The sequence below is a fragment of the Tomitella gaofuii genome (assembly GCF_014126825.1).
In the GTDB taxonomy this organism is placed as follows: domain Bacteria; phylum Actinomycetota; class Actinomycetes; order Mycobacteriales; family Mycobacteriaceae; genus Tomitella; species Tomitella gaofuii.
Window position 1 is genome coordinate 812438 of sequence record NZ_CP059900.1, and the last position, 26528, is coordinate 838965.

The window sequence follows — 26528 nt, forward strand, 5'->3', positions numbered from 1 at the left end:
GGGAAACGAAGAACCCCGGGCTCCTCGATGTGAGGGGCCCGGGGCAGTGTGCACGCGGCCGGCGCCGCGATCGCTCAGTGTCCTTCGGAGCGTTCGCCTTCCCAGTGCTGGGGGACGGTGACGGGGACCTCTGTCGTGAGTGGTGCCGTGCCGTCGAAGGTGAAGGTGACCTCCACGTTCGTGCCGGGGCGGTGCGTGCCCTCGAGGGTCACCGGCCGGAGCTTGATCGCGGTGAGATCCTCGAGCGGGTCGGCGGCCGCGTCCACGGCGGCGCCGGACGCGCCGCCCACCGGAACGCAGAGGTGCTCGTCGGACGTCGTTGCGGCCTCGGTGCCCGTCTGCGTCGCCGCGGCGGTGGTGGAGGGGCCCTCGGCGGCCACCGCATCGGCCTCGCCGAGCTGTTGCGAGGTCGCGGTGGTGAGGGCGCTGGAGCCGCAGAGGGTCACAGGCTGCTGCTCGATCGTCACGGGCGTGCCGTCGACGGTGATCTGCTCGAGCGGGAAGTCGGTGGTGGGGCTGGCGTTGGACGCCGTGAAGGTCAGGTGGAACGGGTTGTAGTCCTTCAGCGCCTTCTCGGTGGCGAGCACCAGCTGGATGTCGTTGAGCGAGATCGTGCCGTCGGCGGACTGGACGTGGGAGCCGGTGACGGCCGGGACCTGCTCGGAGGTCTGTGCGATCTGTCCGGCGCTGCAGGCGGACAGGCCCAGGGCGGCGGCCGCGGCGAAGGCGACCACGGCTGCCCCGCGGCGGCCGAGCGGTCGGCGGATCCCCGCCTGGTTGCGGGGAGTCGACGCATTTGAGGCTGTCACGGGTGATCCTCCAGGGCGTATCGCGTGGTCGGCGGCCTGGCCGCCGCCCACCGGGGGTCTGTCGAGTGTTGCCGCCGCCGGAACAGTCGGCGGAGCCCCGGCGCCGGGCGCCGCCACCGCGGGCTCCGGGCTGGAGAGATGGTACCTGCTCCGTCCGGCGTGGTGGACTCAGTGCTTCTCCTACAGACAGTAGTGCGCGTCGCCGCCGACGGTGACACGAGGGTCCGGGATGCGGGGCGCGGCCAGGGGGTGGACGTCCGTCACATCTTGCGGCGGGCGCGGGGACGTCCGCTGCGGTTTTGTCCCACGTGTGCACGATGGACGACCGTCCAGCCGCCCCGGGTGGCCGCCCGGGGTTCCGTACGGCGCGCCTGACCTGCGAGGACAATGAAGGTCCAGGTGGGCGGCGTGTTATGATGGGCACATTGAAAGGGGAATCGAACAGATGAATTTCAGTGTCGGAGACACCGTCGTTTACCCCCATCATGGCGCGGCGTTGATCGAAGCGATCGAGATGCGGACGATCAAGGGGGAGCCCCGGGAGTACCTGGTGCTCCGCGTCGCCCAGGGTGATCTGACGGTTCGGGTGCCGGCGGCCAACGCCGAGTACGTCGGCGTTCGTGACGTGGTCGATCAGGAGGGGCTCGACAAGGTCTTCGAGGTATTGCGCGCCCCGCACACGGAGGAGCCGACCAACTGGTCGCGGCGCTACAAGGCCAACCTGGAGAAGCTCGCCTCCGGCGATGTGAACAAGGTGGCCGAGGTGGTCCGCGACCTGTGGCGGCGCGAGCAGGACCGCGGCCTGTCCGCGGGGGAGAAGCGCATGCTCGCCAAGGCCCGGCAGATCCTCGTCGGCGAGTTGGCCCTGGCGGAGAACACAGACAGCGACAAGGCCGAGTCGATCCTCGACGAGGTGCTGGCCACCGCGTCGTGAACGACTCCGACCCCGCGCGGGCCGGATCGGACGCAGACCCCACGGCCGGCGGCGGAACAGTCATCGCACTCGTTCCCGCCGCCGGCCGCGGTGTGCGTCTGGGCGCGGACGGGCCCAAGGCCTTCGTCCCGGTGGCGGGCGTGCCCATGCTGCGGCGGGCGGTCGCAGGGCTGGTCGCGTCCGGTCGCGTCGACGGCGCAGTCGTGATCGTGCCCGCCGGGTACGAGGCTCACACGCGGCGCCTGCTCGCCCCCGTGGACGCGGGAGCGCTCCGTGCCGGCATCCGGATCGTGGTGGGCGGGGCCGAACGCTCGGATTCCGTGCGCGCAGGGCTCGCGGCGGCGCCGGAGGCCGATCTGGTGCTCGTCCACGATGCGGCGCGCGCGCTCACGCCGCCGGAGCTGGTGGCCCGGGTGGTCGACGAGTTGCGCCGCGGCGCGTCCGCCGTGATCCCGGGGGTTCCGGTGTCGGACACGATCAAGCCGGTGTCGACGGCGGGTGGGCGGCGCATCGTCGCCGGGACGCTCGACCGCTCGACGTTGCGCGGGGTGCAGACGCCGCAGGGCTTCCGTGCGGACCTGCTGCACCGCGCGCACGAGCACGAGGGCGACGCCACCGACGACGCCGCGCTGGTGGAGTTGCTCGGCGAGCCCGTGACGGTCGTCGAGGGGGCCGAGCGCGCCTTCAAGATCACGGGTCCGATGGACCTGACCCTGGCGGAGGCGCTCGTCGGCGCGGAACCCGCCGCGCTCGGCGCCGGAGGTGGAACGGACATGGCACGCGTGGGGATCGGCACCGACGTGCACCCGGTGGAGAAGGGTCGTCCCTGCTGGGTTGCGGGACTGTACTTCCCCGACGACGACGGGTGCGCCGGGCACTCGGACGGCGACGTCGCGGCGCACGCCCTGTGTGATGCGCTGCTGTCCGCCGGGGGGCTGGGCGACGTGGGCGCAGTGTTCGGGACCGGCAGGCCGGAATGGTCCGGGGCCTCCGGCGCGGCGCTGCTCGCCGAGGTCCGCAGGCTGCTGCTCGAGCACGGCCTCGTCGTCGGCAACGCGGCGGTGCAGGTGGTGGGAAACCGGCCGCGGCTGGGTCCGCGCCGCGAGGAGGCGCAGTCGGTGCTGTCCGCGGTGCTCGGCGCGCCGGTGTCGGTGTCGGCGACGACCACCGACGGCCTCGGCTTCGCAGGGCGCGGCGAGGGGCTCGCGGCCACGGCCACTGCGCTGGTGTCGCCCGCCCGCTGACGGCGCGGGGCGACTGCACCGAAACCAACCATCACCAGTAGGATCGATGCCTGTGACGCTGCACCTTTACGACACCGAGACACGGGAACTGCGCCCGTTCGCCCCGCTCGTGCCCGGGGTGGCCTCGATCTACCTGTGCGGCGCCACCGTCCAGGGAGAGCCGCACATCGGGCACGTGCGCAGCGGCGTGGCGTTCGACGTACTGCGCCGCTGGCTGCTGGCGCAGGGGCTGGACGTGCACTTCATCCGCAACGTCACCGACATCGACGACAAGATCCTGCGCAAGGCCGACGAGGCCGGCCGGCCCTGGTGGGAGTGGGCCGCCACATACGAACGCGCATTCACGGACGCGTACCGCCGGCTCAATGTGCTGCCGCCGTCCGCGGAGCCGCGGGCCACGGGGCACATCACCGAGATGGTGGATCTCATGCAACGGCTGTTCGACGCCGGGTGCGCATACGCCGAGGGCGGCGACGTGTATTTCGACGTGCGCAGCTTCCCCGGCTACGGCCGGCTGTCCGGCCACCGGCTCGAGGACGTGCACCAGGGCGAGAGCGCGGGCGAGCACAAGCGCGATCCGCGGGACTTCACGCTGTGGAAGGCGGAGAAGCCGGGCGAGCCGTCCTGGCCCACGCCGTGGGGGCGGGGCCGGCCGGGATGGCATCTCGAATGCTCGGCGATGGCCACCGCGTACCTGGGCGCGTCGTTCGACATCCACTGCGGCGGAATGGACCTGGCGTTCCCGCATCATGAGAACGAGCGCGCGCAGAGCCGGGGCGCCGGCGACGGCTTCGCCCGCACCTGGCTGCACAACGGCTGGGTGACCATGGGCGGCGAGAAGATGAGCAAGTCGCTGGGCAACGTCCTGTCCATCCCGAACGTGCTCGCCCAGGTGCGGCCGCAGGAGCTGCGCTACTACCTGGGCAGCGCACACTACCGTTCGATGCTCGAGTACTCCGAGTCCGCGCTGCAGGACGCCGTCGCCGCGTACCGGAAGATCGAGGCCTTCGTGCGGCGCGTCGACGATCGGGTGGGGCCGGTGGGCGTGGGCGAGTGGCCCGCGGAGTTCGCCGGAGCGCTCGACGACGACCTCGGAGTGCCCGCGGCGCTCGCCGTGCTGCACGGCACCGTCACCGAGGGGAACCGCGCCCTGGAGGCGGGAGAGCATGCGGCGGCCGCGGAGTGCGCCTCCGCGGTGCGCGCGATGACCGGAATCCTGGGCGTCGACCCGCTCGATGAGCACTGGTCCGCGGACGGCGCGGGCACGGACGCCGGGCCCGCCACCGCCGCGCTGGATGCGCTCATCGTCGAGCAGCTGAAGATCCGCACTCGCGCGCGCGCAGAGAAGGATTGGGCCGTGGCGGACGAGGTGCGCGACCGCCTTGCGGCCGCCGGCATCGAAGTCACGGACACCCCGGAGGGGCCCGAATGGGCGCTGCGCGCGGACGGCGCCGACCCGCGGGGCGTGTCATGACGAATGACGTGCGCACGTACGACGCAGGCGCAGATTCGGATCGCACCACACCGGAGGGCTTGAACAGTGGCAGGTAACTCTTCCCGGCGCGGCGCGATCCGCAAGTCCGGCACGAAGAAGGGGCAGGTGTCGGGTTCCGGCGGCAAGGGCCGACGGAGCCTGCGCGGGCGTGGGGCGACGCCGCCGAAGGAGATGCGGCCGTACCACCCCGCCGCCAAGAAGGCTGCGAAGGCGGCCAAGACCGCGGGGACGGCGCCCGGGGGCGCACAGCCGGCACGGCGGCAGTCCGGCGGTGCGCGCCGGGGCGACGCCGCGCACGAGAACGTGCTCGGCCGCAACCCGGTGCTCGAGTGCCTGCGGCAGCGGGTGCCCGCCACGACGCTGTTCGTGGCCGTGGGGACCGAGAACGACGAGCGCCTCACCGAGGCCGTGCAGCTGGCGGCCGAGGCCGGGATCTCCATCCAGGAGGTGCCGCGCACCGACCTCGACCGGATGTCCACCGGCGGCGTGCACCAGGGAGTGGCGCTGCAGATCCCGCCGTTCCGCTATGCGCACCCCGACGAGCTGCTCGACCACGCCCGGGGCAGCGGGCGGCCGCCGCTCATCGTCGCGCTCGACAACATCACCGACCCGCGCAACCTCGGCGCGGTGATCCGGTCGGTCGCCGCGTTCGGCGGCGACGGCGTGCTGATCCCCGAACGGCGCAGCGCGTCGGTCACCGCCGTCGCCTGGCGCACCAGCGCGGGCGCGGCCGCGCGGGTCCCGGTCGCCAAGGCCACCAACATGACCCGCACCCTCAAGTCGTGGCAGAAGGCCGGCTTTCAGGTCGCCGGGCTCGACGCGGGCGGCGAGACGTCCATCGACGACCTCGACGTGGCGGTCGATCCGCTCGTGCTCGTCGTCGGGTCGGAGGGCAAGGGGCTCTCGCGGCTGGTGCGGGAGACCTGCGACCGCGTCGTCAACGTCCCCATGGCCGGCGAGATGGAGTCGCTCAACGCCTCCGTCGCCGCCGGCGTGGTGCTCGCCGAGGTCGCGCGGCAGCGCCGGGCGCAGTGAGCCGCCTGCGGTGAACCCCCTGCCGTGAACAACCGGGCCCGCTGACCCCCACACGGGTCAGCGCTGGCGCACCGGATCGGTGCCCGGGCCGTCGAGCATGGCCGAGTCGAGCAGGATGCGCGGAATCCCGAACGCCGCCACCAGGGTGAGCGCGTGCGGCCGCAGCCGGGTGCACAGCTCGCCCACGTGCCGGGTGACGGCCTTCGCGCGCTCTGTGGACAGGCGGCCGTGCTCCATGAACCAGGCCTTGTCCTCCTCGATCGAGTGCAGCGCGTAAAGCGTGCAGACGTCCTCGAGCAGGTCGCGCGCCGGGCCTTCGGGGCACTCGTCGATGCCCGCGAGGAACGCCTCGAGCACCACGCGCTCGATGTGCACGCGTCCCGCGCGCAGCACGTGGTCCTGGACGGAGTTGAACGCCTCGAACTCCGCGAGCGGATCCTCGCCGTCCGCGCCCGGCGCGCCACGGCGCAGGCGGCGCGCCGCGGTCTCCAGCACGTGCTGCTCACGGTCCTCGAACATGCGCAGCTGCACCGACCTCTCGGCGAGGTCGCCCTCCTCGAGGGTCTCGTCGGACCGGTCGAGGATCCGCTGGATGATCTGGCGCGCGGCCGTCCGCTCGCGCACGGTGTCCGCCACGGTCTCGGCGACGAACCGCATCCACCCCACGGCGCCGAACTCGGACACCTCGTCGGCGTAGCTGGTGAGCAGCTCCTTGGCCACGAGCTGGGTGAGGACGGTGTTGTCGCCTTCGAAGGTGGTGAACACGTCGGAGTCGGCCTTGAGCCCGGTCAGATGGTTCTCCGCCATGTACCCGGCCCCGCCGCACGCCTCGCGGCACTCCTGGATGACGCGGGTGGCGTGCCAGGTCTGCGCCGCCTTGAGCCCGGCGGCGCGGCTCTCCAGCTCGCGCTGCTCGTGCCGGTCGGGATCCTGCGCCACCTGCAGGTCGTGCATCTTCGAGACCAGCTCGTTCTGGGCGAACCCCAGGGCGAAGCTCCGCGCGAGCAGCGGAAGCAGGCGGCGCTGATGCTGCAGGTAGTCCATGAGCAGCACCTCGCCGGTGCGGCGGGGGCCACCGCCGTCGGGGGCCGCGGCGTCGCCGGAGTCGCCGCCGGGCACGCTGAACTGGCGCCGCTGCTCGGCGTAGCGCACCGCGATCTCGAGGGCCACGCGTGCCGCCGAGCCGGCCGATCCGCCGACGCTGACGCGGCCCCGGATCAAAGTGCCCAGCATGGTGAAGAATCGTCGGCTGCGGCTGTCGATCGGCGAGGTGTACCGCCCGTCGGCGTCGATGTCCCCGTACCGGTTCAGCAGGTTCGTACGGGGCACGCGCACACGGTCGAAGGCGACGCGGCCGTTGTCCACACCGCGCAGCCCGCCCTTGAGCCCGTCGTCGGCGGTCGTCACACCCGGCAGCGGGCCGCCGTCGTCGTCGCGGATGGGAACCAGGACGCAGTGCACGCCGTGATCGAGCGGCGCGCCGTCGGCGTCATGGGTGATGAGCTGGGCGAACACGGCTGCCATGCGGGCATGCAGCGCCGCCCCGCCGATGTACTCCTTGACGGCGGACGGCGTCGGCGTGTGGACGATGATCTCGTCGGTGTCCGGGTCGAAGGTGGCCGTCGTCTCCAGGTTCTGCACGTCGGAGCCGTGACCGATCTCGGTCATGGCGAAACAGCCGAGCAGGTCCAGGTTGATCAGTGGCGCGATGTACTCGCGGTGGTGCCGCTGCGTGCCCAGGTTCTCGACCGCCCCGCCGAACAGCCCCCACTGCACGCCGGCCTTCACCATCAGCGACAGGTTGGCCTGGGCGAGCATTTCGATGCCGGTCACGGCCCCGCCGGGATCCCCGGTGCCGCCGGCCTCCACCCCGAAGCCGCTGGCCGGCCAGTCGGTGCGGGCGAGCCGGTGCATCTGGTCGAGCGCGCGCTGTCGCGACGCGGCGAGGTCCAGCGACGGGTCGTCGAGGAACGCGGCGTCGTCGAGCAGGGCGCGCGAGGTCTCGCGGACGTGCGCCCAGCGGCCGTCGAGCACGGTGCGGATCTGCGCCGCGATCTCGGCGTCGGCCGCCGGGGCGGCGCCGTCGGCCGCGGCCGAGGCGGAAGGGGCGGGCGCATTGTGCGGGTTTCGCGTGCCGACCGGGGTGTCTGCCATGCCACGACGCTAACCGGACACGCGGGTTCGTGCATGCACGGTGGCTCCGGTGCCGTCCGGTCGGGGCGGGTGGCCGGGCGTGGGGCGGATGGTGCGCGCAGAGCGGAAACGGTGGCGTGCGGCGCGGCGATGGTGTTGCATGAGTGACATGGGCAACAGGCGGCGGCGTGGCGGAACAGCAACGGCGATCTCCGGGACGGCGCTGTCCGGGGGAGCCGCGCACCGGGCGGTGGCGGCGGTGCCGCGGCGTTCGCGATGGCGTGCGGCGCGGCGCTGGCCTGGGCACCCGCCGCGGCCGCGGATCCGCCCCCCATGACCCCGCTGCCCGGCGCCGGCCATGAGTTGCAGGTGCACGGGATCGCGACCATCGATGACGTGCTCCACACCGACAAAGACGTGATCCTCGGCGGCGGCGACGTGCGCGCGACGACGATCGACGGCGTCCACTACCACTACTACCGGGTCGTGAACGGCGTCCGGCAGGCGATGGTGCGGAGCCCGGAGCTCTGCCTGCCGCAGATCCCGTGCCACGCAGTCATCTTCGACGACCTGAGCCCCGTGTATTGATCGCGGCGGGCGGTGACGGCCGGCACTCCACTACACCCTGTCGTTGACGGCGGCGCGCAGGCTGGGACACTTGTGGTCGTGAGTGCATCGAAATCCCGGGCCGGCGGCGCCGAGGGCGGCACGTCGGGCCCGCGTCCCACCGCAGATCCCGACACCGCCGCGCACGCGCATTCGGAAGCGCTTTTCGCCCGCGCCTCCGCGGTGACGCCGGGCGGGGTCAACTCGCCCGTCCGCGCGTTCGGCTCGGTCGGCGGCACCCCGCCGTTCATCCGCTCGGCCCGCGGGTGCCGGTTGACGGACGAGGACGGCAACAGCTACGTCGACCTGGTCGGTTCATGGGGGCCGATGATCCTGGGCCACGCGCACCCGCGGGTGGTCGAGGCCGTGCAGGAGGCCGCGGCGTCCGGGCTGTCCTTCGGCGCGCCCACCGAGCGCGAGGTCGAACTGGCGGAGGAGATCGCCGCCCGCATCGACCCGGTGGAAGCGGTGCGGCTGGTCAACTCCGGCACCGAGGCGACGATGTCGGCGGTCCGCCTGGCGCGGGGCTTCACGGGTCGCGGCAAGATCGTGAAGTTCTCCGGCTGCTATCACGGCCACGTCGACGCGTTGCTGGCCGACGCCGGGTCGGGGGTGGCCACCTTCGGCCTGCCGACCTCGCCGGGCGTCACGGGCGCCCAGGCCGAGGACACGATCGTCGTCCCCTACAACGATCTCGCGGCCGTCGAGCGCGTGTTCGCCGAGTTGCCGGGGCAGATCGCCTGCGTGATCACCGAGGCGGCGGCGGGAAACATGGGCACCGTGCCGCCCGTCCCGGGATTCAACGAGGGGCTGCGCCGCCTGTGCACGGCGGACGGCGCGCTGCTGATCATGGACGAGGTGATGACCGGATTCCGCGCCACGGCCACCGGTTGGTACGGAATCGACGGCGTGCGCGGCGACCTCATGACGTTCGGCAAGGTCATCAGCGGCGGGCTTCCGGCCGCGGCGTTCGGGGGGCGCGCAGACGTGATGGCCCACCCTGGCGCCGCAGGGCCCGGTGTATCAGGCGGGCACGCTGTCCGGCAATCCGGTGGCGACGGCGGCCGGCCTGGCCACGCTCCGCGCGGCCGACGACCGGCGTCTACCAGGCGTTGGAGCGCAACGCGCGGACACTGCGTACGATTTTGAGCGACGCCCTCACCGTCGCCGGGGTGCCGCATCAGGTGCAGCACGCGGGAACGATGGTGGGGTTGTTCTTCGCGCCCGAGCGGGTGGACGATTTCGCCGGCGCGAAGAGTTCCCAGACGTGGCGGTACCCCGCGTTCTTCCACGCGCTGCTCGACCACGGCGTGTACGCGCCGGCCAGTGCCTTCGAGACCTGGTTCGTGTCCGCCGCGCTGGACGGCGACGCGTTCGAGACCATCTCCGCGGCGGCGACGGCGGCGGCGCAGGCGGCCGCGCAGGCACAGGAAGGCGAGCAGTGACCGACGAACGTGGAGAACCGACCACCGCCGCGCCCGGCAGCGGTGCAGGCGCCCCGGATGCCACGCGCACGGTCGTGCATTTTCTGCGTCACGGCGAGGTGCACAACCCCACGGGGATCCTGTACGGGCGGCTGCCCGAGTTCCGGCTGTCGCTCAACGGCCAGGCACAGGCGCGGGCCGTGGCGGATGCGCTGGCCGACCACGACATCACCTACGTGGTGGCGTCGCCTCTGCAGCGGGCGCAGGAGACCGCCGCCCCCATCGCCGCCGCGCACGATCTCACCGTGGCCACCGACGAGCACCTCATCGAGGCCGACAACGCCTTCGAGGGACTGCGGGTGGCCGTGGGCGACGGCGCCCTGCGTCGGCCGCGGCACTGGCCGAAGCTGCGCGACCCGTTCACCCCGTCGTGGGGCGAGCCGTACCTGCAGATCGCGCACCGGATGCTCGCCGCGGCCAACGCGGCCCGCGTCGAGGCCCGCGGTCATGAGGCGGTGTGCGTCAGCCACCAGCTTCCGGTGTGGACGCTGCGGCGGTTCCTCCAGGGCGATCGGCTCTGGCACGATCCGCGCCGCCGCCAGTGCGGGCTCGCCTCGCTGACCAGCCTGGTCTTCGAGGGCGATCACTTGGTGGACATCGTCTATTCGGAACCCGCCGGCGCCTCCGACCCGCGGGTGACGGGGGCATGACGGTCCGCGCCGCGCGCCCGCGGCGCCGGCAGGCCGCTGCCGCGGCGGCGATGCTCGCGGCCGCGGTGTTGGTGCTCACCGGCTGCTCCACGGGGTCGGACGCGGTGGCGCAGGGCGGCTCGTTCCAGTTCGTCTCCCCGGGCGGTCAGACGGAGATCTTCTACGATCCTCCGTCCGCGCGCGGCACGATCGGCGACATCTCCGGGCCTTCGCTGATGGACGACGACGCCACCCTCAGCCTGGACGACTACGCAGGCAAGGTGGTCGTGCTCAACGTGTGGGGCCAGTGGTGCGGTCCGTGCCGCGCCGAGGTGCCCGCGCTGGAGTCCGTCTACGAGGCGACACGCGACCAGGGGGTGCAGTTCCTCGGCATCGACGTGCGCGACTACAACAAGGACAAGGCGCAGCACTTCTTCCGCGCCAACGATGTGAGCTATCCGTCGATCTACGATCCGCCCATGCGCACGCTGGGCGCGCTCGGGAACTTCCCCGCCAACGTCGTCCCCTCGACGCTGGTCCTCGACCGTGAACACCGGGTGGCGGCGGTGTTCCTCAAGGCCCTCACCGCCGAGGAGCTGCAGCCCGTGGTGGAGCGGATCGCGGCGGAACAACCGGCGGCGCCATGACCGGCCCACTGTTGCTCGCCGCGGGCGTCGAGGACAACGCCTTCTACACCGCGGCGTCCAGCGGCCCGCTCCTGCTGGCGCTGGCCGCCTGCCTGCTGGCCGGGCTGGTGTCGTTCGCCTCGCCGTGCGTCGTGCCGCTGGTGCCCGGATACCTGTCCTACCTGGCGGGCGTCGCGGGGGCGGAGACGCCGGCGGTGACGGTGGCCGAGGCGCGCTCGGGTGCGCGCAGGGCCGGCCGGATGCGCGTCGCGGGCGCGGCGGCGATGTTCGTCACGGGGTTCACCGTGGTGTTCGTGCTGCTCACCGCCACCGTCTTCGGCGCGATCACCGTGCTCGGCGAGAACCGGCAGCTGATCGAACGTATCGGCGGCGTCGTCACCATTGCGATGGGGCTCGTGTTTCTCGGGTTCTTCCCGCTGCTGCAGCGGGATACGCGGCACGTGCCGACCCGGCTGACATCGTTGGTGGGCGCGCCGCTGCTGGGGGCGGTCTTCGCCCTGGGCTGGACGCCGTGCTTGGGACCCACGCTCACCGGAGTGATCTCGGTGGCGGCGGGCACGGAGGGCACCACCGCGGTGCGCGGCGTGGTGCTCATCGTCGCCTACTGCATCGGGCTGGGGCTGCCGTTCGTCGTGTTGGCGTTCGGCTCGGCGGCCGCATTGCGCGGCGTGGGCTTCCTGCGCCGCCACGCGCGCGCCATCCAGGTGTTCGGCGGGATCATGATGATCGCCGTCGGCGTCGCGCTGGTGACGGGCCTGTGGGGCGAGTTCGTCGGGTGGATCCAGGCCGCATTCGTCTCCGACACGGTCCTGCCGATCTGAGGGGCGCCGGTGCAGCGGATACGAACCCGCCCTGCAGGGCGGCCATGGATGAAGGAGGACCAGCGGTGAGGGAGTTGCAGTGAGCACGTCGACGCAGCCGCAGCCGCAATCGCAGCCGCAGCCCCCGACTCCGCCGCAGGAACCGACGCGGCGGCCCGGCGGCGGGCGCGGCCCGCTGCGCCGCGTGTTCGCGGTCCTGCGCAACCTGTGGCGGTCGCTGACGAGCATGCGCACCGCGCTGGTGCTCCTGTTCCTGCTGGCGTTGGCCGCGATACCCGGGGCGCTGGTCCCGCAGCGCAGCCTGAACGCGCAGAAGGTCGACGAGTACATCGCCGACCACGAGATCATCGGCCCACTGTTCGACAAGCTCGAGGTCTACAACGTCTTCGGCAGCTTCTGGTTCACGGCCATCTACGTGCTGCTGTTCATCTCGCTGGTCGGGTGCATCACGCCCCGCGTCGGCGCACACGCGAAGGCGCTGCGCACCGCGCCGGTGCGCGCCCCGCGGCGATTGTCGCGCCTGCCCCACCACGCGTCCGGGGAGATCGACGGCGACGTGGACGAGGCGGCGGCCACCGTTCGCGGAATGCTGCGCGGCTGGCGGACCGAGACGCGCGAGGAGTCGCGCGGCGGCGTCCGCTCGGTGACGGTGTCCGCAGAGCGCGGCTACCTTCGCGAGGTCGGCAACCTGGTCTTCCACCTCTCCCTCGTGGGCCTGCTCGTCGCCATCGCGATGGGCAAGATCTACGGCTACGAGGGGAACCGGATCGTCATCGCCGACAACGGCCAGTACGGCTTCTGCAACACCACCCCGGCCGCGTACGACTCGTTCCGGGCGGGGCTCGATATCGATGGCACGGGGCTTTCCGGATTCTGCGTCCGCGTCGACGACTTCACCGCCGACTACCTGCCCAACGGCCAGGCGGAGATGTTCACCTCGAACATCCAATACCAGACCGAGGCGCAGGTGGCCGCCGGCTCCGACGAATGGCAGGACTACCGGCTCCAGGTGAATGAGCCGCTGCGCATCGACGGCGACCGCGTCTACCTGCAGGGGCACGGGTTCGCGCCGACGTTCACCGTCACCTTCCCGGGCGGCGAGTCCAACACACAGACGCTGCAGTTCGCCCCGGAGGACGCCACCACGTTCCTCAGCGCGGGCGCGATGACGTTCGATCCGCCGGCCGGGATGTATGCGAGCCCCGACGAGGCACGGCAGAATCAGATCGCGATCCAGGGGCTGTTCGCCCCCACGGCGCGCTTCACCGGCGAAAACGGCACCTTGATGACGTCCGTCAACGCGGAGATGCTCAACCCGGCCGTCGCCATCGACGTGTTCAAGGGCGACACCGGCATCGACAGCGGGCTGTCCACGTCGATCTTCCGGCTCAACCAGTCGATGATCGACCAGGGGCGGCTGGTCAAGAAGGACCGCGTCAACCTCATGCCCGGCGAGTCGACGACCCTCGACGACGGGACCGTCATCCGCTTCGACGGCGCGGAAGAGTTCATCAACGTGCAGGTGTCGCACGACCCCGCGCAGACGTGGGTGCTCGTGTTCGCCGTGATGATGATCGGTGGACTGCTGGTGTCACTGCTGATCAAGCGGCGCCGCGTGTGGGCGCGCATGTCGCCCGCGCCGGATGCGGCGGCGGCCGGTGATGGACCCGCACCGCCGCTGCGACGTACTGTAGTAGAGCTTGGCGGTCTGGCCCGGACCGATCACGCAGGCTGGGGCGGCGAATTCACCCGACTGTCCGAGCGGCTCTTCGCCGAGCCCGCGGACGGCAACGGCGGCACAGCGCGCGCCGCAGCGGAAGGGACGCAGGAGTAGAGGATGCCCGTCAACGAGAATCTTGCACAGTACAGCGACTTCGCATTCAAGTCCGCATTCGTCATCTACGTGTTGGCCGTGTTGCTGATCATGGCCTCGTATGCGTCGATGCGCACCAAGGCCGTCACGGCGAAGGATCGTGCACGTGAACTGGTGGGCGTCGCCGCGGGGGAGGGCGACTCCGTGCCGGCGGGGCCGGGCGGCGGCACCGGCACCGACCCGGACCAGCCCTCGGGTGCGCGAGGAGCGGCCCGCCCGCTCCAAGAACGCCTGGCGAACATGGGCTTCTCGCTCACGGTGCTGGGGGTTCTGCTGCACCTGGCGAGCATGGTGTTGCGGGGATTCGCGACCGAACGCATGCCGCTGGGCAACATGTACGAGTTCGTATCGATGGCCTGCCTCGTCGGCGCCGCCGTCGCGGTATGCACGCTGCGCGCGCAGAGCAAGCGACCGTTGCTGGCCTTCGTGCTGGTGCCCGTCGTCATCCTGATGTTCGTCGCGGGCACGGTGCTCTACGCCACGGCCGCACCGGTGGTGCCGGCCCTGCAGTCCTACTGGTTGCCGATCCACGTGACGATCATCTGCATCGGCAGCGGCATCTTCCTCGTTTCCGGCGTTGCCAGCATGCTGTTCTTGTTCCGCATCCGGTTCCCCAAGGGCGAAGAGGCCGACACCCGCGCGGGACGTTTCGCGGCCAAGCTGCCCGACGCGCAGTACCTCGACCGGCTGGCCTACAAGACAGTGGTCTTCGGATTCCCGATCTTCGGCATCGGTGTCATCTGCGGGGCCATCTGGGCCGAGGCCGCGTGGGGCAGGTTCTGGGGTTGGGACCCCAAGGAGACGGTCTCGTTCATCGCATGGATCGTCTACGCCGCGTACCTGCACGCGCGCGCCACCGCAGGCTGGCGGGACACGAAGGCGGCGTGGATCAACGTCGCCGGGTTCGTGGCGATGCTGTTCAACCTGTTCATCATCAACATGGTGGTGTCGGGCCTGCACTCGTACGCCGGGCTGACCTGACGTCGAGGCATACGAAGGGAGTGGGGCCGCAGCGCACGCCGCGGCCCCACTCCCTTCGTCGCAAGTGGTCCTGTGTCCGTCTCTCCGGTCAGTCTTCCCTGTCGGAAGGGTCGGGGCGGACGTTGAGGCCGCGGAGGAACTCGGGGTCGTCGTCGGGGGCGGGGCCGCGGCGCGGGGTGAGGTCGGGGGCGAACGCGCGCCACCCCAGGACCACCAGCGTCGCGAGCCCGATCGCGGCCAGCACGTAGATCACGTCCGACTCCCTCCTCGTTGCGCCCGTTTCGGCATGACCATGAGCGTATCGGGGTGTCGGCGCCGCCGCCATAACGCCGGTCACCGGCGGCGGTGCGCGTGCCGCCGGGGTCACAATCGTCTCCGCCGTCGCCGGGCCGGGCGCGCGCGGCAGGTAGCCTGGGGGTGTGAGTGACGATGTGAACCGCGTCCGCGGCACCGGCGATGCCCGGCCGGTGGAAACCCAGCCGTCGGCGAAGAAGAGCCTGGCGAAGAACCTCGTGTTCTACACGCTTGCGCGGCTGGCACTGTTCGCCGCACTCACCGCGATCATCATGGTCATCGGGAGCATCGCGGTGGACGAGTTCCCGCTGCTGCTCGCGATGGTCCTCGCCCTGCTCGTGTCGCTGCCGCTGTCGATGGTGCTGTTCAAGTCGATGCGGATGGCGGTCAACAAGGACATCGCCGCCGTCGACGCGACGCGCAGGGCGCACCGGGAGAACCTCGAGGCGAAGCTCCGCGGCGAGGTCGAGTGAGCGCGTCCCGCACCGCCCCGGCCGACCGCGCCTGGTGCGACAACGCCGTCCGGCTCATCGGCGCGGATGCGCGCCGCAGTTCCGATACGCACCTGCTGCGCTATCCGCTGGCCGCCTCCTGGGCGGGGGCGACGGCGGAGCGCGGCGGCATCCAGTTGTATCTCAAGGACGAATCCACACACATCACGGGCAGCCTCAAGCACAGGCTGGCGCGGTCGCTGTTTCTGCACGCGCTCTGCAACGGGTGGATCGGGCCGGAGACGACGGTGATCGAGGCGTCGTCGGGGTCCACTGCGGTGAGCGAAGCGTACTTCGCCAAGCTGCTGGGGCTCGACTTCGTGGCGGTCATCCCGCGCAGCACCAGCACGGCCAAGATCGGGTTGATCGAGAGCGCGGGCGGGCGGTGCCACTTCGTGACCGATCCGGGCGCGATCTACGACGAATCGCGGCGGCTGGCGGCCGAGACCGGCGGCCACTACCTGGACCAGTTCACCAACGCCGAACGGGCCACGGATTGGCGCGGCAACAACAACATCGCCGAATCGATCTTCGAGCAGATGTCCGATGAGGACAGCCCGATCCCGGCCTGGGTGGTGGTGGGCGCGGGGACCGGCGGCACCAGCGCGACGATCGGCCGTTTCATCCGGTACCGGCGGCACGCGACGCGGCTGTGCGTCGTCGATCCGGAAGGGTCGGTGTTCCACGACGCCTGGCGTACCGGCGACCGCGGGGTGACGGCTGCGCGCGGCTCGCGGATCGAGGGGATCGGCCGGCCGCGGGTGGAGCCGTCGTTCATCCCGTCCGTGGTGGACGAGATGATCCGGGTCCCTGACGCCGGGTCGATCGCCGCGGCGCGCCACGGGTCCGCGGCCATGGGGCGCAGGCTGGGCGGGTCGACCGGAACGAACCTGTGGGGGGCGTTCGAGCTGATCTCCCGCATGGTCGACGAGGGCCGCTCGGGCAGCGTCGTCACGCTCCTGTGCGACGGCGGCGAACGCTACGCCGACACCTATTACGACGACGTCTGGGTCGCCGGTCAGGGCATCGGGCTCTCGGACGCGGAGGGGGTGCTCGACGAGTTCTCCGCCACGGGCCGCTGGCGGGGCTGACCGGGGTCGTGCGACGCTGAGGCTCCGGCGGCGGCCGAGGCGTCGCCGCTCCGCGTCGACCGGCGCGCGCCGCGCGGCTGGGTGAGGCGCGCGAGTAGCCAGGCGAGCGGGATCGTGACCACCACCGTCGCCTCGGTGAGAACGGATATCGACCCGTGGAACGGGCGGTAGCCGAGCGCGTCCATCAGCAGCTCCATCACCAGCAGGTGGAGCAGGTAGAACTCGTAGGAGATCCCGCCGAGCCACACCACCGGCCGCCACGCGAGCGCACGCGCGAACAGCGTGGGGCGCGCGCCTCCGCGGGCCAGCGTCAGTGGTGCGAGGACTCCCAGCGTGCACACGGTGTACAGGAGGTTCTTGGCGATCGACTGCCCGGTGCCCACGGGCATGATCGTGGCCTCACCGGCGATCGGGGTGCAGGCGACGACGAACGCGGCCGCGGCGACCGCGAGGCATGCGACGGTGAACAGCCGCGGCCGGCGGGGGAACCCGCGGCGCCGCAGTGCGGGCTCCGCCACCGCGAGCATCATCCCCGCGGTGAACCAGATGAGGAAGCTGGGGAGCCACAACCGTGCCGTGAGATCCACCCGCGCCGAGGCGAGGCCCGGCAGCCGGTAGAACAGATCCGTGTGGGTGGCCCAGATCCACAGCGGCGACAGCACGGCGACGGCGGCGAGGGTCAGCAATGCGCATGCCATTCCGCCCCTGCTCCGCAGCGCTCGCGCCACGGCAAGGCCGATCAGCGGCAGCACGAGGTAGAAGCTCACCTCCACGGCGATGCTCCACAACTGGGTCAGCGAATCGTGGAGGTGCCCGTAGCCGTAGATCTGGGTGAACGTCATGTTGCGCAGGAATCCGTCCCACCCGCGCCCGAACGGGCCGGAATCGCGCAGCAGGTAGACGGCGTACACGACGACCACGATGGCCCAGTAGGCCGGGAGGATCCGCCGCGCCCGCGCGCGCAGATACCGGGTGAGGGACGGTCCCTTCGCCGCGGCGGCACCGGCGAGCCCGGCGCGAACCCAGGGTCGGATCAGCAGATAGCCGGACAGCGCGAAGAAGAACGGTACGCTCACCTCGAGCCGCGCGCCGAAGCGGCCGAACGCGTCGTCGGTGTAGTTTCCGGTCCAGAAGAAGGCGTGCGACACGAGCACCATCAGGCACGCGACGGCGCGCAGCCCCGTCAGCGCCGCCACGCGGTGGCGGGATCCCGGTGCGGACGTCGCGGGACGGTTCACGGGTGCGGACGCGCGTCGTCGTCGGTCGTGTCGTTCCCGGCGCCCGCGCGGGACCCGGCGTCCGGGGACTGCGCGGGGACCACGGAGCCGAACGGTCCGCCCCCGAAACACAGGTTCAGATCGGGGGTCACGGCGGATATGTCGACGGCCGCGCCGCCGCCCGTCAGACGGACGTACGCCGTGCCGAGACCGCTGCGGACAGGCACCGTGACGGGGGCGCCGCCGGGCATCGAGACCTCGATCGTCCCGTCGCGGTTGCTCAGATAGTTGAGCTGCGCCGTCCACACCCAGGGGATCACGGGCTGGGACAGTGCGATGGCGCCGTCGATCCCGGGGGCCACGGCGACGGCGTCCCCGGTGACGCGCGTGCCGCAGCCGGGCGCCAGGCCTTCGGTGAGCGCGCGGATCCAGGAGACCTCGGCCGGGATCAGGTGTCCGTCGTCGTCGAGCATCGTCAACGAGGGGGTGGAATCGGCGAACGCGGGTCGTTCACGCAACGGGCCGAACACGGCGCTGGACTGGTTGTAGGGCGCCGCGACCGGCAGCAGCACCCAGATCGACACCGGCTGCGACAGCAACGGCACGTCCTGGTGTGCTGCGAGCGCGGCCGTGGCGTTGTGGACATAGTCCACCGTGGGGTTGTCCCGCCACCGTTGTTCGAAGGTGTATGTGGACCACAGGCTGCCGGCGAGGAACGCGGCGGCGACCACCGCGGTGATCGCCGGCCGTGTCCGCACGGACAGGATCGGCCGGAACGCCGGGTGCGTGGCGCGGCGAGGTGCCTGATCGATGATGGCGAGTGCGAGGGCGACGATCACCGAGGTGTCCGCGACGTAGCGGAGCGTCTGGGCGATCTCGACCGCGGTGCCCTCGCCGCCGCGGGTGAGGACCATCGCGAGTTGCGAGGCCAGCGCATAGGCGGCCACGGCCGGCCACACCCATCCGATGCGCCGCCGGCGCAGGTGATTGCCCACGACGACGGCGGCTATGAGGAGCCACGCGCCGACCACCAGCACGACGGGCGGTGTGGCCCAGGGCGGGCTCGGCGGCCAGCGGTCCCAGCTCCACGGGCCGCCGAACAGCGCCGGAAGCAGCCCGAGCGAGGTGCCGTGGTGCAGCAGCGCGGCCGCGTCGTCGAGACGGTCGGTGCGCAGCGGCGACGCGACGTGGGAGAAGTAGACCGCCGCCCAGCCGGCGAGGATCACCGCGGCGCCGACCCACAGGGACGCGCACGCGCGCACGGTGGAGCGGATCGGTCGGCGGTCGCCGGCCGTGTGCGCCAACAGCGCCACCACGACGAACGCGACGAACGGGATGACCACAGACTTTTCGTAGAACGCGAGTGCGAGGACAAGAGTGCCGGCCCCCGTCACCGCGTGCCGGAGACGCCCCGTGCGGTACAGCAGGATCGCTTCGGCCGTCACCAGGGCCAGCCCCGCCTGCAACGGGAGCTGGTTGAGCCCGTTCGCCCACCAGGCGAACGACGGCAGAGTGAGGGGCGAGAACAGGTAGAGCGCCAGCGGAATGAGCAGCGTGGGCCGGCCGCCGAGGATCACGCGGAGGACGCGGAGGACGGCCAGGGAGGCCAGGGCCTGCAGTACGACCAGGCTGATCGCGGGGAGCGTCCAGTGCAACGGGGCGATCTTGGTGAGGATCCCCGCCACGAGGAAGGCGCCGGGCATGAGGTGCCCGTCGTGGTCGTAGAGCAGGAAGTCGGCGGACAGCAACGGATGCTCGCCGGCGCGCGCGACGAGGATCAGGTCGTCCCAGTAGAAGTAGCCGCGGGCGGCCACGACGCCGCGGACCACCAGCTGCGCGGCGATGAGCGCCAGCGCGGCCACGAGCACACGTCGGCCGGTGAAGGCGCGGTGCGCTTCCGCGCGGGGCGCGGGTGGTCGTTCGGTCGCGATGGTCACGGCCCCTCACGATAGAGGAGCGATCGCCGTGTCAATGAATATTGACAGATTGGCGATGTCAACATATATTGACGGCATGGATGCGGGATCGACGATCGGCGGAGCCGCCGGGGCGGCGCGGGATGACGGAGACGCGACGAAGGCCGGCGAGGACGCGGGTTCGGAGGACACCGCCGCGCTCGTCCGGGGCGCCGCTGCTGCGGACCCGGCCGTCGGGCTCGTGGCCGTGCGCGCGCTGCGGCGTCTCACCGAGCGGCTCGAGAGCCTGCAGGTGGATGCGGCCCGCAGGCAGGGCTGGTCCTGGCAGGCGATAGCCGACCTTCTCCAGGTCAGCCGTCAAGCGGTGCACCAGAAGCACGGTCGGCGCACGCGCCGATGATGCGGCCCGCCCGGGACGTATCCGGCAGCGCACTGTACGAATCAGACTACGGAGGACACGATGTTCGAAAGATTTGCGCGAGACGCGCGCCGCATAGTCATAGTGGCGCAGGAAGAGGCGATCGACTTGGGAAGCGCCCAGGTGGACCCTCGGCACTATCTGCTCGCGATGCTGCTCGCGGCGGAACCGCCCGTGCGGAGAGTGCTCGAGGACGCGGGATTCACGGTGGAGCAGGTGCGCGACGATATCCGTACGGCCGACGCGGCTGTGCACGACGCGGCGCAGGACCGGCCGGGGACGGTGCTGAACGCCGAGGACGTGGATGCGCTCCGCTCGATCGGAATCGATCTGGACGCGGTGCGTGAAAGCATCGAGGCGCAGTTCGGACCGGAAGCACTCTCCGGCGAGGTCGACACCGATGATCCGGCGCCTGACACGGGCATGCGGGACGAACAGCGTCCGTCGGAACGCGGACGGGGGAGGCCCGGCGATCGACGGCACCCCGACGGCGATCGCGGCCACGGCCACGGCGGGCCGCACGGTCGTCGGGGCAGGGGCCGGCGCGGCGGCGGGCGGTTCGGCAGGGTCCGTCTGGACGCGGACGCGAAGAAATCTCTGCAATCGGGGTTGGGTCACGCCGTCCGTGAGCGGGCGGGGGAGATCACCGGCGCCTACCTGCTGTTGGGGGTGCTGTCCGGCGCGTCAGGGCCTACCAAGCGGCTCATCGAGACCCGCACGACGACGGAAGCGCTGGCCGACCGCGTGAAAACCTCGATGGGTTCCGCCGCGTGATGGTGGCGGGTGGCCGCGACGATGGCACGATGGTCGGATGATCAGCTTCGGAGTACGCCTCGTCAGCAACGCGGTCGCCATCTGGGTGGCCACGTACCTGCTGGCCGGGATCTCTCTCGACACGGACCAGCACGACACCGGGGCGACCATCCTGGTGTTCCTCGGGGTGGCACTGGTCTTCACTGTGGTCAACCTCATCATCAAGCCGATCGTCATGGTGCTGTCCCTGCCACTGCTGATCCTCACCCTGGGGATCTTCTATTTCGTGGTGAACGCGCTGATGCTCATGTTCACCGCGTGGCTCTCGCAGGAGTTCGGCTGGGGTTTCGAGGTCGGCGGCTTCGGCACCGCATTGCTGGGCGCCATCGTGATCTCGATCGTCAACATGATCCTGTCGGTGCTGATCCCCGATCGGCGATGAAGCGGGCCGCGTGGGCTATGTCAGCCCGAGCGCGAGGCCCGTGGCGACCGACCAGGCCAGCATCGCCAGCCCGGTATCGCGCAGCGCTGGGATGAGCGCCATTCCGTCGGCGCCGGTGCGCACCGGGGCGGCGGCTCGTGCGGCGAGGGGCAGCGCGACGAGCCCGACCAGGACCCACGGGCTGCGGAACGCGAGCGCGATGGTGGCCGCGAAGGGCACGGACATGAGGGTCAAGAAAAGCACGCGCGTCCGGGCGTCGCCCAGGGTGACGGCGAGTGTCGTCTTGCCGGTTTCGCCGTCGGAGTCGATGTCGCGGAGATTGTTGGTGACGAGCACGGCGCTCGAGAAGCAGCCCACCGCGACCGCGCAAGCGATTCCGGCCCAGTCGATGCGGCCGGCCTGGACGAACTGGGTACCGAGCACCGCGACCAGTCCGAAGAACACGAACACCGCGATCTCGCCGAATCCGGCGTACCCATAGGGCTTGGAGCCGCCGGTGTAGAACCAGGCGCCGAGCACGCACAGGACGCCGACGATGATCAGCCACCACGCGCTGACGAGCGAGAGGGCGACGCCGGCGACGCCCGCGACGCCGAAGCATGCGAACGCGGCGCGCTTCACGGCCCCCGGGCGGGCAGCGCCGGAGCCGACGAGGCGCATGGGGCCGACGCGCTCGTCGTCGGTGCCGCGGATGCCGTCGGAGTAGTCGTTGGCGAAGTTGACGCCGATGATCAGCGCGACCGCGACGACGAGCGCCAACAGTGCCTTCCACCACACGAATCCGTCGAGGGAGGCGGCAGCCCCGGTGCCGGCGAAGACGGGTGCGACAGCGTTGGGCAGAGTTTTGGGGCGTGCGCCCTCTATCCAGTCGGCGATGGTGGCCATGGTGTGGAGTCTTTCAGCACGGCGCGTCGGGGCCGCCGTCGGTGTGCGGATGTCATCTGCGCCGCGGCATGGCGGGCATCGGCAGCGGCTCGACGGGGGGCACGCCGCGCGCCTCGGCGAACAGCCGCGAGAAGAAGCTCTCCAGCGCGGGGAGCTCGTCGTCGGTGATGTGCCGGGTGAAGTGCCGGCGGATCCCCTCGCGATGGACGCGGGACGCCTCCCGGAGGCGTGCGCGGCCGGTGTCGGTGAGCGAGACCCGGACCCCGCGGCGGTCGGAGCTCACGCGCACGCGTGCGACGAGGCCCGCGGACTCGAGCTTGTCGACCACGCGCGTGAGCCCGCTCGTGGTCACCAGCACGCCCTCGGCCAGTTCCCCCATGCGCATGGAGTTGTCCTCGCTGTCCCGCAGGCGCAGCAGGACATCATATTGCGCGAGGGTCAGGCCCGCCTTCTCCGCGAGTTCCTCACCCAGGTCCTGGACGATGGTGCTGTGTGCGAACAGCATGTTGCGCCACACGCGCAGCGAGCGTGCGTCGGGGATCGACGGATCGGCGACGGCGGCCGTCGCGGCGGCGGGGGGCGCATCCTGATCGAGGGGGGCGTCGGGCACGGGGTAGGTCCTCAGGGCTGGTCGGCGGCCGGGTTCGGCCGACGGGGCGGAATCGTACGGTGGTTCTTCCGCAAGCGGGGGGTCGGGGCGGGCGCCGCGCCCGGCGGGAAGCCGCACGGAAGCAACAGTACTTGCTTTCACAACAATCGTACCTGCGAAAGTATCGGCGTGCCCGGGAGATGCGTCCCCGGGGGGCCGGCCGCATACGATGGGCGCTGTCGTGGCGGATAACGGGATTGCACAGGCGGAGGCGGCGTGGGCCGCGGGCACGGTCGTGGCCGTCCTCGGTCCGGTGTCGGTGCTGCGGGACGGCGCGCTGATGCCCGTGCCAGGCCGTCGCCCGCGAACGCTCGTCGCGGCGTTGGCCCTCGACGCCGGCCGGTTCATCAGCGCCGCATCGCTGATCGACGAGGTCTGGGGTGATGCGTTGCCCCGGGATCCGATGAATGCGCTGCACACTCAATTGTCCCGGCTGCGGGCACTGCTCCCGGACGGAGCCCTGGAACAGGGGCCGGCCGGATATCGGCTGGCGCTGGCCCGCAGCGAGGTGGACCTGTCGGCGGCGGAGGACGGGATCGGCCACGCCGAGGCCGCGGCGCGGCGGGGCGAGGCGTCGCCGGCCCTCGCGCTGCTGGACCTGGTCACCGCGCCGATGCGCGGCGTGCCGGGGGACGACCTGCCGGACGGCCCGGTGCGTGACGCACTGCGCGCGAGCGCATTCCGGATGCAGGAACGCGCGGAGGCGGTGTATGTCGACGGGGCGATGGCGGCCGGCAGGTACGCGGATGCATTGCCGCTGCTGCGTGCGCTCTGCGAGCGCCGGCCGATGGACGAACCCACGCACGCGAAGCTCATGCGGGTGCTTGCGGAGACGGGGCGCGGCAACGAGGCGGTCGCGCTGTACGCGCAGCTCCGCTCGAGGCTGGCGGACGGGCTCGGCACCGACCCGTCCGAGGAGTTGAGCGCCGTGCACGTGGCGATCCTGCGCGGCGAACTGGGCGGTATGCCGGCCGAGGGCGGTGACGACGATGCGTCGGCGACGGCCACCGCGCCGTGGTCGATCGGGCTGCGCGCGGAGCCGAACGCGCTCATCGGACGCGACGCGGATCTGGCAGCGGTGCATGCGCTGCTCGAATCGTCGCGCGTCGTCACGATCCTGGGCCCCGGCGGCACCGGGAAGACCCGGCTGGCCAACAGGGCGGGCGCGACGCACGCGGAGCACGGCCGGGTGGCGCTGGTGGAATTGGTCGGCGTGCGCAGCGGCGAGGACGTGGCGGCCGCCGTCGCCGGCACGCTGGGTCTGGGCGACGCGGACCGGTTGATGATGGAACCGGTGACACGTCGGCAGTCGCGTGCGTCGGCGGACCCGCGGGACAGGCTGAAGCAGTCCTTGGCGTCCACTCCCACGCTGCTGATCCTGGACAACTGCGAACAGGTCGTCGGCGCCTGCGCGGACCTCGTCGCGGATCTCATCGCGTCGTGTCGCCGCCTGACCGTCCTGACGACGAGCCGCATCCCGCTCATGATCGCCGCGGAGTGGACGTATCCGCTGGCCCCATTGTCGGTGGCGCCTGCGGGCCCCGGTGGCGGGGGCCCCGTGAACGGGGGCTCGCCGGCGACGGAGTTGTTCGCGGCGCGGGCGCGCGCGGTGCGGCCCTCGGTGCGCCTCGACGACGCGGCGGTGGCGCGGTTGTGCTCCGCCCTGGACGGGCTGCCGCTGGCGATCGAACTCGCGGCGGCGCGCGTCCGCACCATGAGCGTGGAGCAGATCAACGCACGCCTCATCGACCGGTTCGCTCTGCTCAACACCGGCGATCGGGCGGCGCCGCACCGTCACCGCACCCTGCACGCGGTGATCGACTGGAGCTGGAACCTCCTCGACGCCCGCGAGCAGGACGCGATGCGCCGGCTCTGCTATTTCCCCGGAGGTTTCGGGATCGATGCCGCGCGCCGGGTGATAGGAGGCCGGGACGGTGGTGGCACGGCGACGGGAGGACCGGACGCCGCGGTGGACGATGCGATCACGGGGCTGGTCGAGCAGTCCATGCTCGAGGTCGCCGAGGTGGACGAGCCGTCGGGGCTGCGTCATCACATGTTGGAGACCGTGCGCGAGTTCGGATTGCAGCGGCTCGAATCCCGGCCCGGGGAACGTGACGATGTGGAGGAGCTCTTCTGCGAGTGGGCCGCGGAAGCGTCCACGCGGATCACCGAACAGATCCTCCGCGGAGGCACCGCCGAGTCCATGATCGAGATCGAGGTCGAGCACGAGAACCTCGTATTCGTTCTGCGCGCGGCCCTGGAATCGGGGCGGACCGCGGTGGTGCTGCCGGTGTTCACCGTGCTGTCGGTCTTCTGGTCCATCCGGGGCTCCCACCCGGAGGCGGCCCTGTGGAGCGAGCGCGTGCAGGCGCACTGGAATGCGCTCGAGGCCCGCGCCCAGGACGCGGGCCGCGAGCGGACGGCGTGGGCCCACGACGCGGCGATCGACACCGACGTGCTGTACCTGGCGCTGCTCATCGTCATCGGCTACCAGCTTTTCCTCAACGACCGCCGCGCGATCGCGCGGACGCGTGGCCGCATCCGGACACTGCTGCGTACCCGGCCGCCGTCGAGTGCGGAGGCCGGGTACCTCGCACGGCTGGCGACGGTGACGCGGCCGACGCGGCTCGGGCGGATGTTCGCGCGCGGAGCGCGCTCGGGCGAGTCGGGTGTACAGGCCCTCGCCCGTTCCTTCCGCGCCAATGCGCACGAGAACGCGGGACGCTGGACCGCGGCCCGGCGCGACGCGTCAGCGGCCCTGGACCTGGCGCGTCAGCGGGGCGACCGGTGGAGCGAGGGGATGGCCGCGCAGATGCTCGGCCAGTTGTCGGGGCAGGCCGGCCGTCACCGTGACGCGGTGGACTACTACCGGCTGGCCGCGAAGGTCCTGTGGGAGGTGCATGCTTACGAGGAGAGCATCCAGATGCGCGGGTTCATCGCGGCCGCCCTGGTCGGTGCGGGGCAGCCGGAGGCCGGGCGCCGCGAGGCCCTCGCCGCGCGCGGAGCGGGCGAGGTGGTCGGGGCGGCGGCGCCGGGCGGGCGCCACCCTGACGCGCAGTACCGCGCGGCGATCGCGGCGGCCCTGGCGGAGGCGGACCTGGCGGATGGCGATGTGGACGGCGGTCTGCGCCGGTACCGGGAGGCCGTGGAGGACGGCATCGGCGTGCACGGCACCGAGCGGTCGGCGGCTGTCGACCCGTACATGGGTCTGCTCATCGCGGCGGCCACCTGCGCGCATGCCGCCGGGGGGCACGCGGCGGCCGCCTGCGAGTTCGCGCGGCTCCTGGCGCGCGGGGTAGTGCCCCGGCTCACCTCCGGCATCGCGGGATCACGGGAGTCGGTGGTGGATCTGCCCGTCACCGCGGCGGTCTTGCTGGCGATGACCGTGGCGGAGTTCGTCGGCGGTGTCGGTACGGAAGCTCCTGCCAGGTTCGCCCGAGAGCTGGCACTCGCCGAGCGGGCGCACGCGCGGCAGGACTATCCGTCGATGAGCATCGGCCGGTGGACGGACGCGGCCCGGCACGCCGCCGGTGATACGGAGGTGGAGGCGGCACAGCGGCGTGCCGCGGGGCTGGTGGGTCCGGCGCTGGTCCGGGAGCTTCTCGCCGCACTGAGCCGCGACCGGCCCGCGCTCGGATGAGCACGGGCCGGCCGCGTTCGGAGGTCGCTCCCGACGGAACC

At 71.7% G+C, this 26528-nt stretch carries 23 protein-coding genes and 2 pseudogenes; 18 read left to right on the top strand and 7 right to left on the bottom strand.

From position 1 onward, the window contains the following. Positions 1 to 74: 74 nt before the first annotated feature. Positions 75 to 809 carry a hypothetical protein gene (locus H4F70_RS03780; protein ID WP_182359085.1) on the bottom strand — a complete coding sequence of 245 codons (735 nt, stop codon included), beginning with the start codon at positions 807 to 809 and terminating at the stop codon, positions 75 to 77. A gap of 445 nt (positions 810 to 1254) precedes the next feature. On the opposite strand from H4F70_RS03780, the gene H4F70_RS03785 reads away from it, so the two are divergent. The 5 genes and pseudogenes from H4F70_RS03785 to rlmB all read left to right on the top strand — a co-directional run bounded on the left by H4F70_RS03785 (position 1255) and on the right by rlmB (position 5517). Continuing rightward, complete coding sequence (locus H4F70_RS03785; protein WP_143906260.1) at positions 1255 to 1743, top strand: CarD family transcriptional regulator; 489 nt, start codon at positions 1255 to 1257, stop codon at positions 1741 to 1743. Next, positions 1740 to 2462: pseudogene (ispD, locus tag H4F70_RS20330) on the top strand (2-C-methyl-D-erythritol 4-phosphate cytidylyltransferase); the annotation flags it as partial. The gene H4F70_RS03785 and the pseudogene ispD, both read left to right, overlap by 4 nt. A 54-nt stretch (positions 2463 to 2516) precedes the next feature. Beyond that, positions 2517 to 2987 (top strand): 2-C-methyl-D-erythritol 2,4-cyclodiphosphate synthase, encoded by a 471-nt coding sequence (gene ispF / locus H4F70_RS20335; RefSeq protein WP_235681480.1) that lies wholly within the window; start codon positions 2517 to 2519, stop codon positions 2985 to 2987. A gap of 52 nt (positions 2988 to 3039) precedes the next feature. Next, complete coding sequence (gene cysS / locus H4F70_RS03795; protein ID WP_182359087.1) at positions 3040 to 4461, top strand: cysteine--tRNA ligase; 1422 nt, start codon at positions 3040 to 3042, stop codon at positions 4459 to 4461. Between the two features lie 66 nt (positions 4462 to 4527). Next, complete coding sequence (rlmB, locus tag H4F70_RS03800) at positions 4528 to 5517, top strand: 23S rRNA (guanosine(2251)-2'-O)-methyltransferase RlmB (RefSeq protein ID WP_182359088.1); 990 nt, start codon at positions 4528 to 4530, stop codon at positions 5515 to 5517. A gap of 57 nt (positions 5518 to 5574) precedes the next feature. Here the strand turns inward: rlmB and H4F70_RS03805 are convergent, their stop codons facing one another. Further along, the gene (locus H4F70_RS03805; RefSeq protein WP_182359089.1) at positions 5575 to 7671 is read right to left on the bottom strand and encodes an acyl-CoA dehydrogenase family protein; all 2097 of its coding nucleotides are present in this window, start codon (positions 7669 to 7671) and stop codon (positions 5575 to 5577) included. A 312-nt stretch (positions 7672 to 7983) separates the two neighbouring features. Between H4F70_RS03805 and H4F70_RS03810 the strand changes: the two genes are divergently transcribed. From H4F70_RS03810 to ccsB, 7 genes and pseudogenes are all read left to right on the top strand, one after another. Next, the gene (locus tag H4F70_RS03810; protein WP_182359090.1) at positions 7984 to 8238 is read left to right on the top strand and encodes a hypothetical protein; all 255 of its coding nucleotides are present in this window, start codon (positions 7984 to 7986) and stop codon (positions 8236 to 8238) included. A gap of 201 nt (positions 8239 to 8439) precedes the next feature. Further along, positions 8440 to 9701: pseudogene (gene hemL, locus H4F70_RS03815) on the top strand (glutamate-1-semialdehyde 2,1-aminomutase). A gap of 74 nt (positions 9702 to 9775) precedes the next feature. Continuing rightward, positions 9776 to 10390, top strand: coding sequence for a histidine phosphatase family protein (locus H4F70_RS03820; protein WP_235681481.1), 615 nt, complete (start codon positions 9776 to 9778; stop codon positions 10388 to 10390). Continuing rightward, positions 10387 to 11016 carry a TlpA disulfide reductase family protein gene (locus tag H4F70_RS03825; protein ID WP_235681324.1) on the top strand — a complete coding sequence of 210 codons (630 nt, stop codon included), beginning with the start codon at positions 10387 to 10389 and terminating at the stop codon, positions 11014 to 11016. The genes H4F70_RS03820 and H4F70_RS03825 overlap by 4 nt, the downstream gene beginning before the upstream one ends. Next, entirely contained in the window at positions 11013 to 11837 is an 825-nt protein-coding gene (locus H4F70_RS03830; RefSeq protein WP_182359092.1) for a cytochrome c biogenesis CcdA family protein, read from the top strand. Before H4F70_RS03825 ends, H4F70_RS03830 begins: the two co-directional genes overlap by 4 nt. 79 nt (positions 11838 to 11916) lie before the next feature. After that, positions 11917 to 13671, top strand: a complete 1755-nt coding sequence (resB, locus tag H4F70_RS03835; protein ID WP_372497609.1) for a cytochrome c biogenesis protein ResB — start codon at positions 11917 to 11919, stop codon at positions 13669 to 13671. A gap of 3 nt (positions 13672 to 13674) precedes the next feature. Further along, the gene (gene ccsB, locus H4F70_RS03840) at positions 13675 to 14691 is read left to right on the top strand and encodes a c-type cytochrome biogenesis protein CcsB (RefSeq protein ID WP_182359093.1); all 1017 of its coding nucleotides are present in this window, start codon (positions 13675 to 13677) and stop codon (positions 14689 to 14691) included. An 88-nt stretch (positions 14692 to 14779) separates the two neighbouring features. Here the strand turns inward: ccsB and H4F70_RS03845 are convergent, their stop codons facing one another. Next, positions 14780 to 14944 (bottom strand): hypothetical protein, encoded by a 165-nt coding sequence (locus H4F70_RS03845; RefSeq protein ID WP_182347256.1) that lies wholly within the window; start codon positions 14942 to 14944, stop codon positions 14780 to 14782. A gap of 166 nt (positions 14945 to 15110) precedes the next feature. Between H4F70_RS03845 and H4F70_RS03850 the strand changes: the two genes are divergently transcribed. Both H4F70_RS03850 and cds1 read left to right on the top strand, forming a co-directional pair. After that, positions 15111 to 15458, top strand: coding sequence for a DUF4229 domain-containing protein (locus tag H4F70_RS03850; protein WP_235681325.1), 348 nt, complete (start codon positions 15111 to 15113; stop codon positions 15456 to 15458). Beyond that, positions 15455 to 16567 carry an L-cysteine desulfhydrase Cds1 gene (gene cds1, locus H4F70_RS03855; protein ID WP_182359094.1) on the top strand — a complete coding sequence of 371 codons (1113 nt, stop codon included), beginning with the start codon at positions 15455 to 15457 and terminating at the stop codon, positions 16565 to 16567. Before H4F70_RS03850 ends, cds1 begins: the two co-directional genes overlap by 4 nt. On the opposite strand, the gene H4F70_RS03860 is transcribed toward cds1, so the two are convergent. Together H4F70_RS03860 and H4F70_RS03865 are read right to left on the bottom strand one after the other, a co-directional pair. After that, on the bottom strand, positions 16495 to 17763 hold the full coding sequence (locus H4F70_RS03860; protein WP_235681326.1) for an acyltransferase family protein: 1269 nt from the start codon (positions 17761 to 17763) through the stop codon (positions 16495 to 16497). The two genes, cds1 and H4F70_RS03860, sit on opposite strands and share 73 nt — an antisense overlap. Positions 17764 to 17801: 38 nt before the next feature. Next, positions 17802 to 19721, bottom strand: a complete 1920-nt coding sequence (locus H4F70_RS03865) for a hypothetical protein (RefSeq protein WP_235681327.1) — start codon at positions 19719 to 19721, stop codon at positions 17802 to 17804. A 220-nt stretch (positions 19722 to 19941) separates the two neighbouring features. Between H4F70_RS03865 and H4F70_RS03870 the strand changes: the two genes are divergently transcribed. From H4F70_RS03870 to H4F70_RS03880, 3 genes are read left to right on the top strand one after another with little or no spacing between them, the layout of a single operon-like run. Beyond that, on the top strand, positions 19942 to 20100 hold the full coding sequence (locus H4F70_RS03870) for a helix-turn-helix domain-containing protein (RefSeq protein ID WP_182360157.1): 159 nt from the start codon (positions 19942 to 19944) through the stop codon (positions 20098 to 20100). A gap of 60 nt (positions 20101 to 20160) precedes the next feature. Next, positions 20161 to 20892 carry a Clp protease N-terminal domain-containing protein gene (locus H4F70_RS03875; protein WP_182359095.1) on the top strand — a complete coding sequence of 244 codons (732 nt, stop codon included), beginning with the start codon at positions 20161 to 20163 and terminating at the stop codon, positions 20890 to 20892. A gap of 37 nt (positions 20893 to 20929) precedes the next feature. Beyond that, a complete protein-coding gene (locus H4F70_RS03880; protein ID WP_182359096.1) occupies positions 20930 to 21313 on the top strand; it encodes a phage holin family protein in 384 nt (127 codons plus the stop codon). 15 nt (positions 21314 to 21328) lie between these two features. Here H4F70_RS03880 and H4F70_RS03885 read toward each other — a convergent pair whose 3' ends face one another. Beyond that, positions 21329 to 22198, bottom strand: a complete 870-nt coding sequence (locus tag H4F70_RS03885; protein WP_182359097.1) for a 1,4-dihydroxy-2-naphthoate polyprenyltransferase — start codon at positions 22196 to 22198, stop codon at positions 21329 to 21331. 52 nt (positions 22199 to 22250) lie between these two features. Further along, positions 22251 to 22808: a MarR family winged helix-turn-helix transcriptional regulator gene (locus H4F70_RS03890; RefSeq protein WP_235681328.1), complete on the bottom strand. Its 558-nt coding sequence runs from the start codon at positions 22806 to 22808 to the stop codon at positions 22251 to 22253. A gap of 220 nt (positions 22809 to 23028) precedes the next feature. Between H4F70_RS03890 and H4F70_RS03895 the strand changes: the two genes are divergently transcribed. Continuing rightward, the gene (locus tag H4F70_RS03895; protein ID WP_182359098.1) at positions 23029 to 26487 is read left to right on the top strand and encodes an AfsR/SARP family transcriptional regulator; all 3459 of its coding nucleotides are present in this window, start codon (positions 23029 to 23031) and stop codon (positions 26485 to 26487) included. Positions 26488 to 26528: the final 41 nt, after the last annotated feature.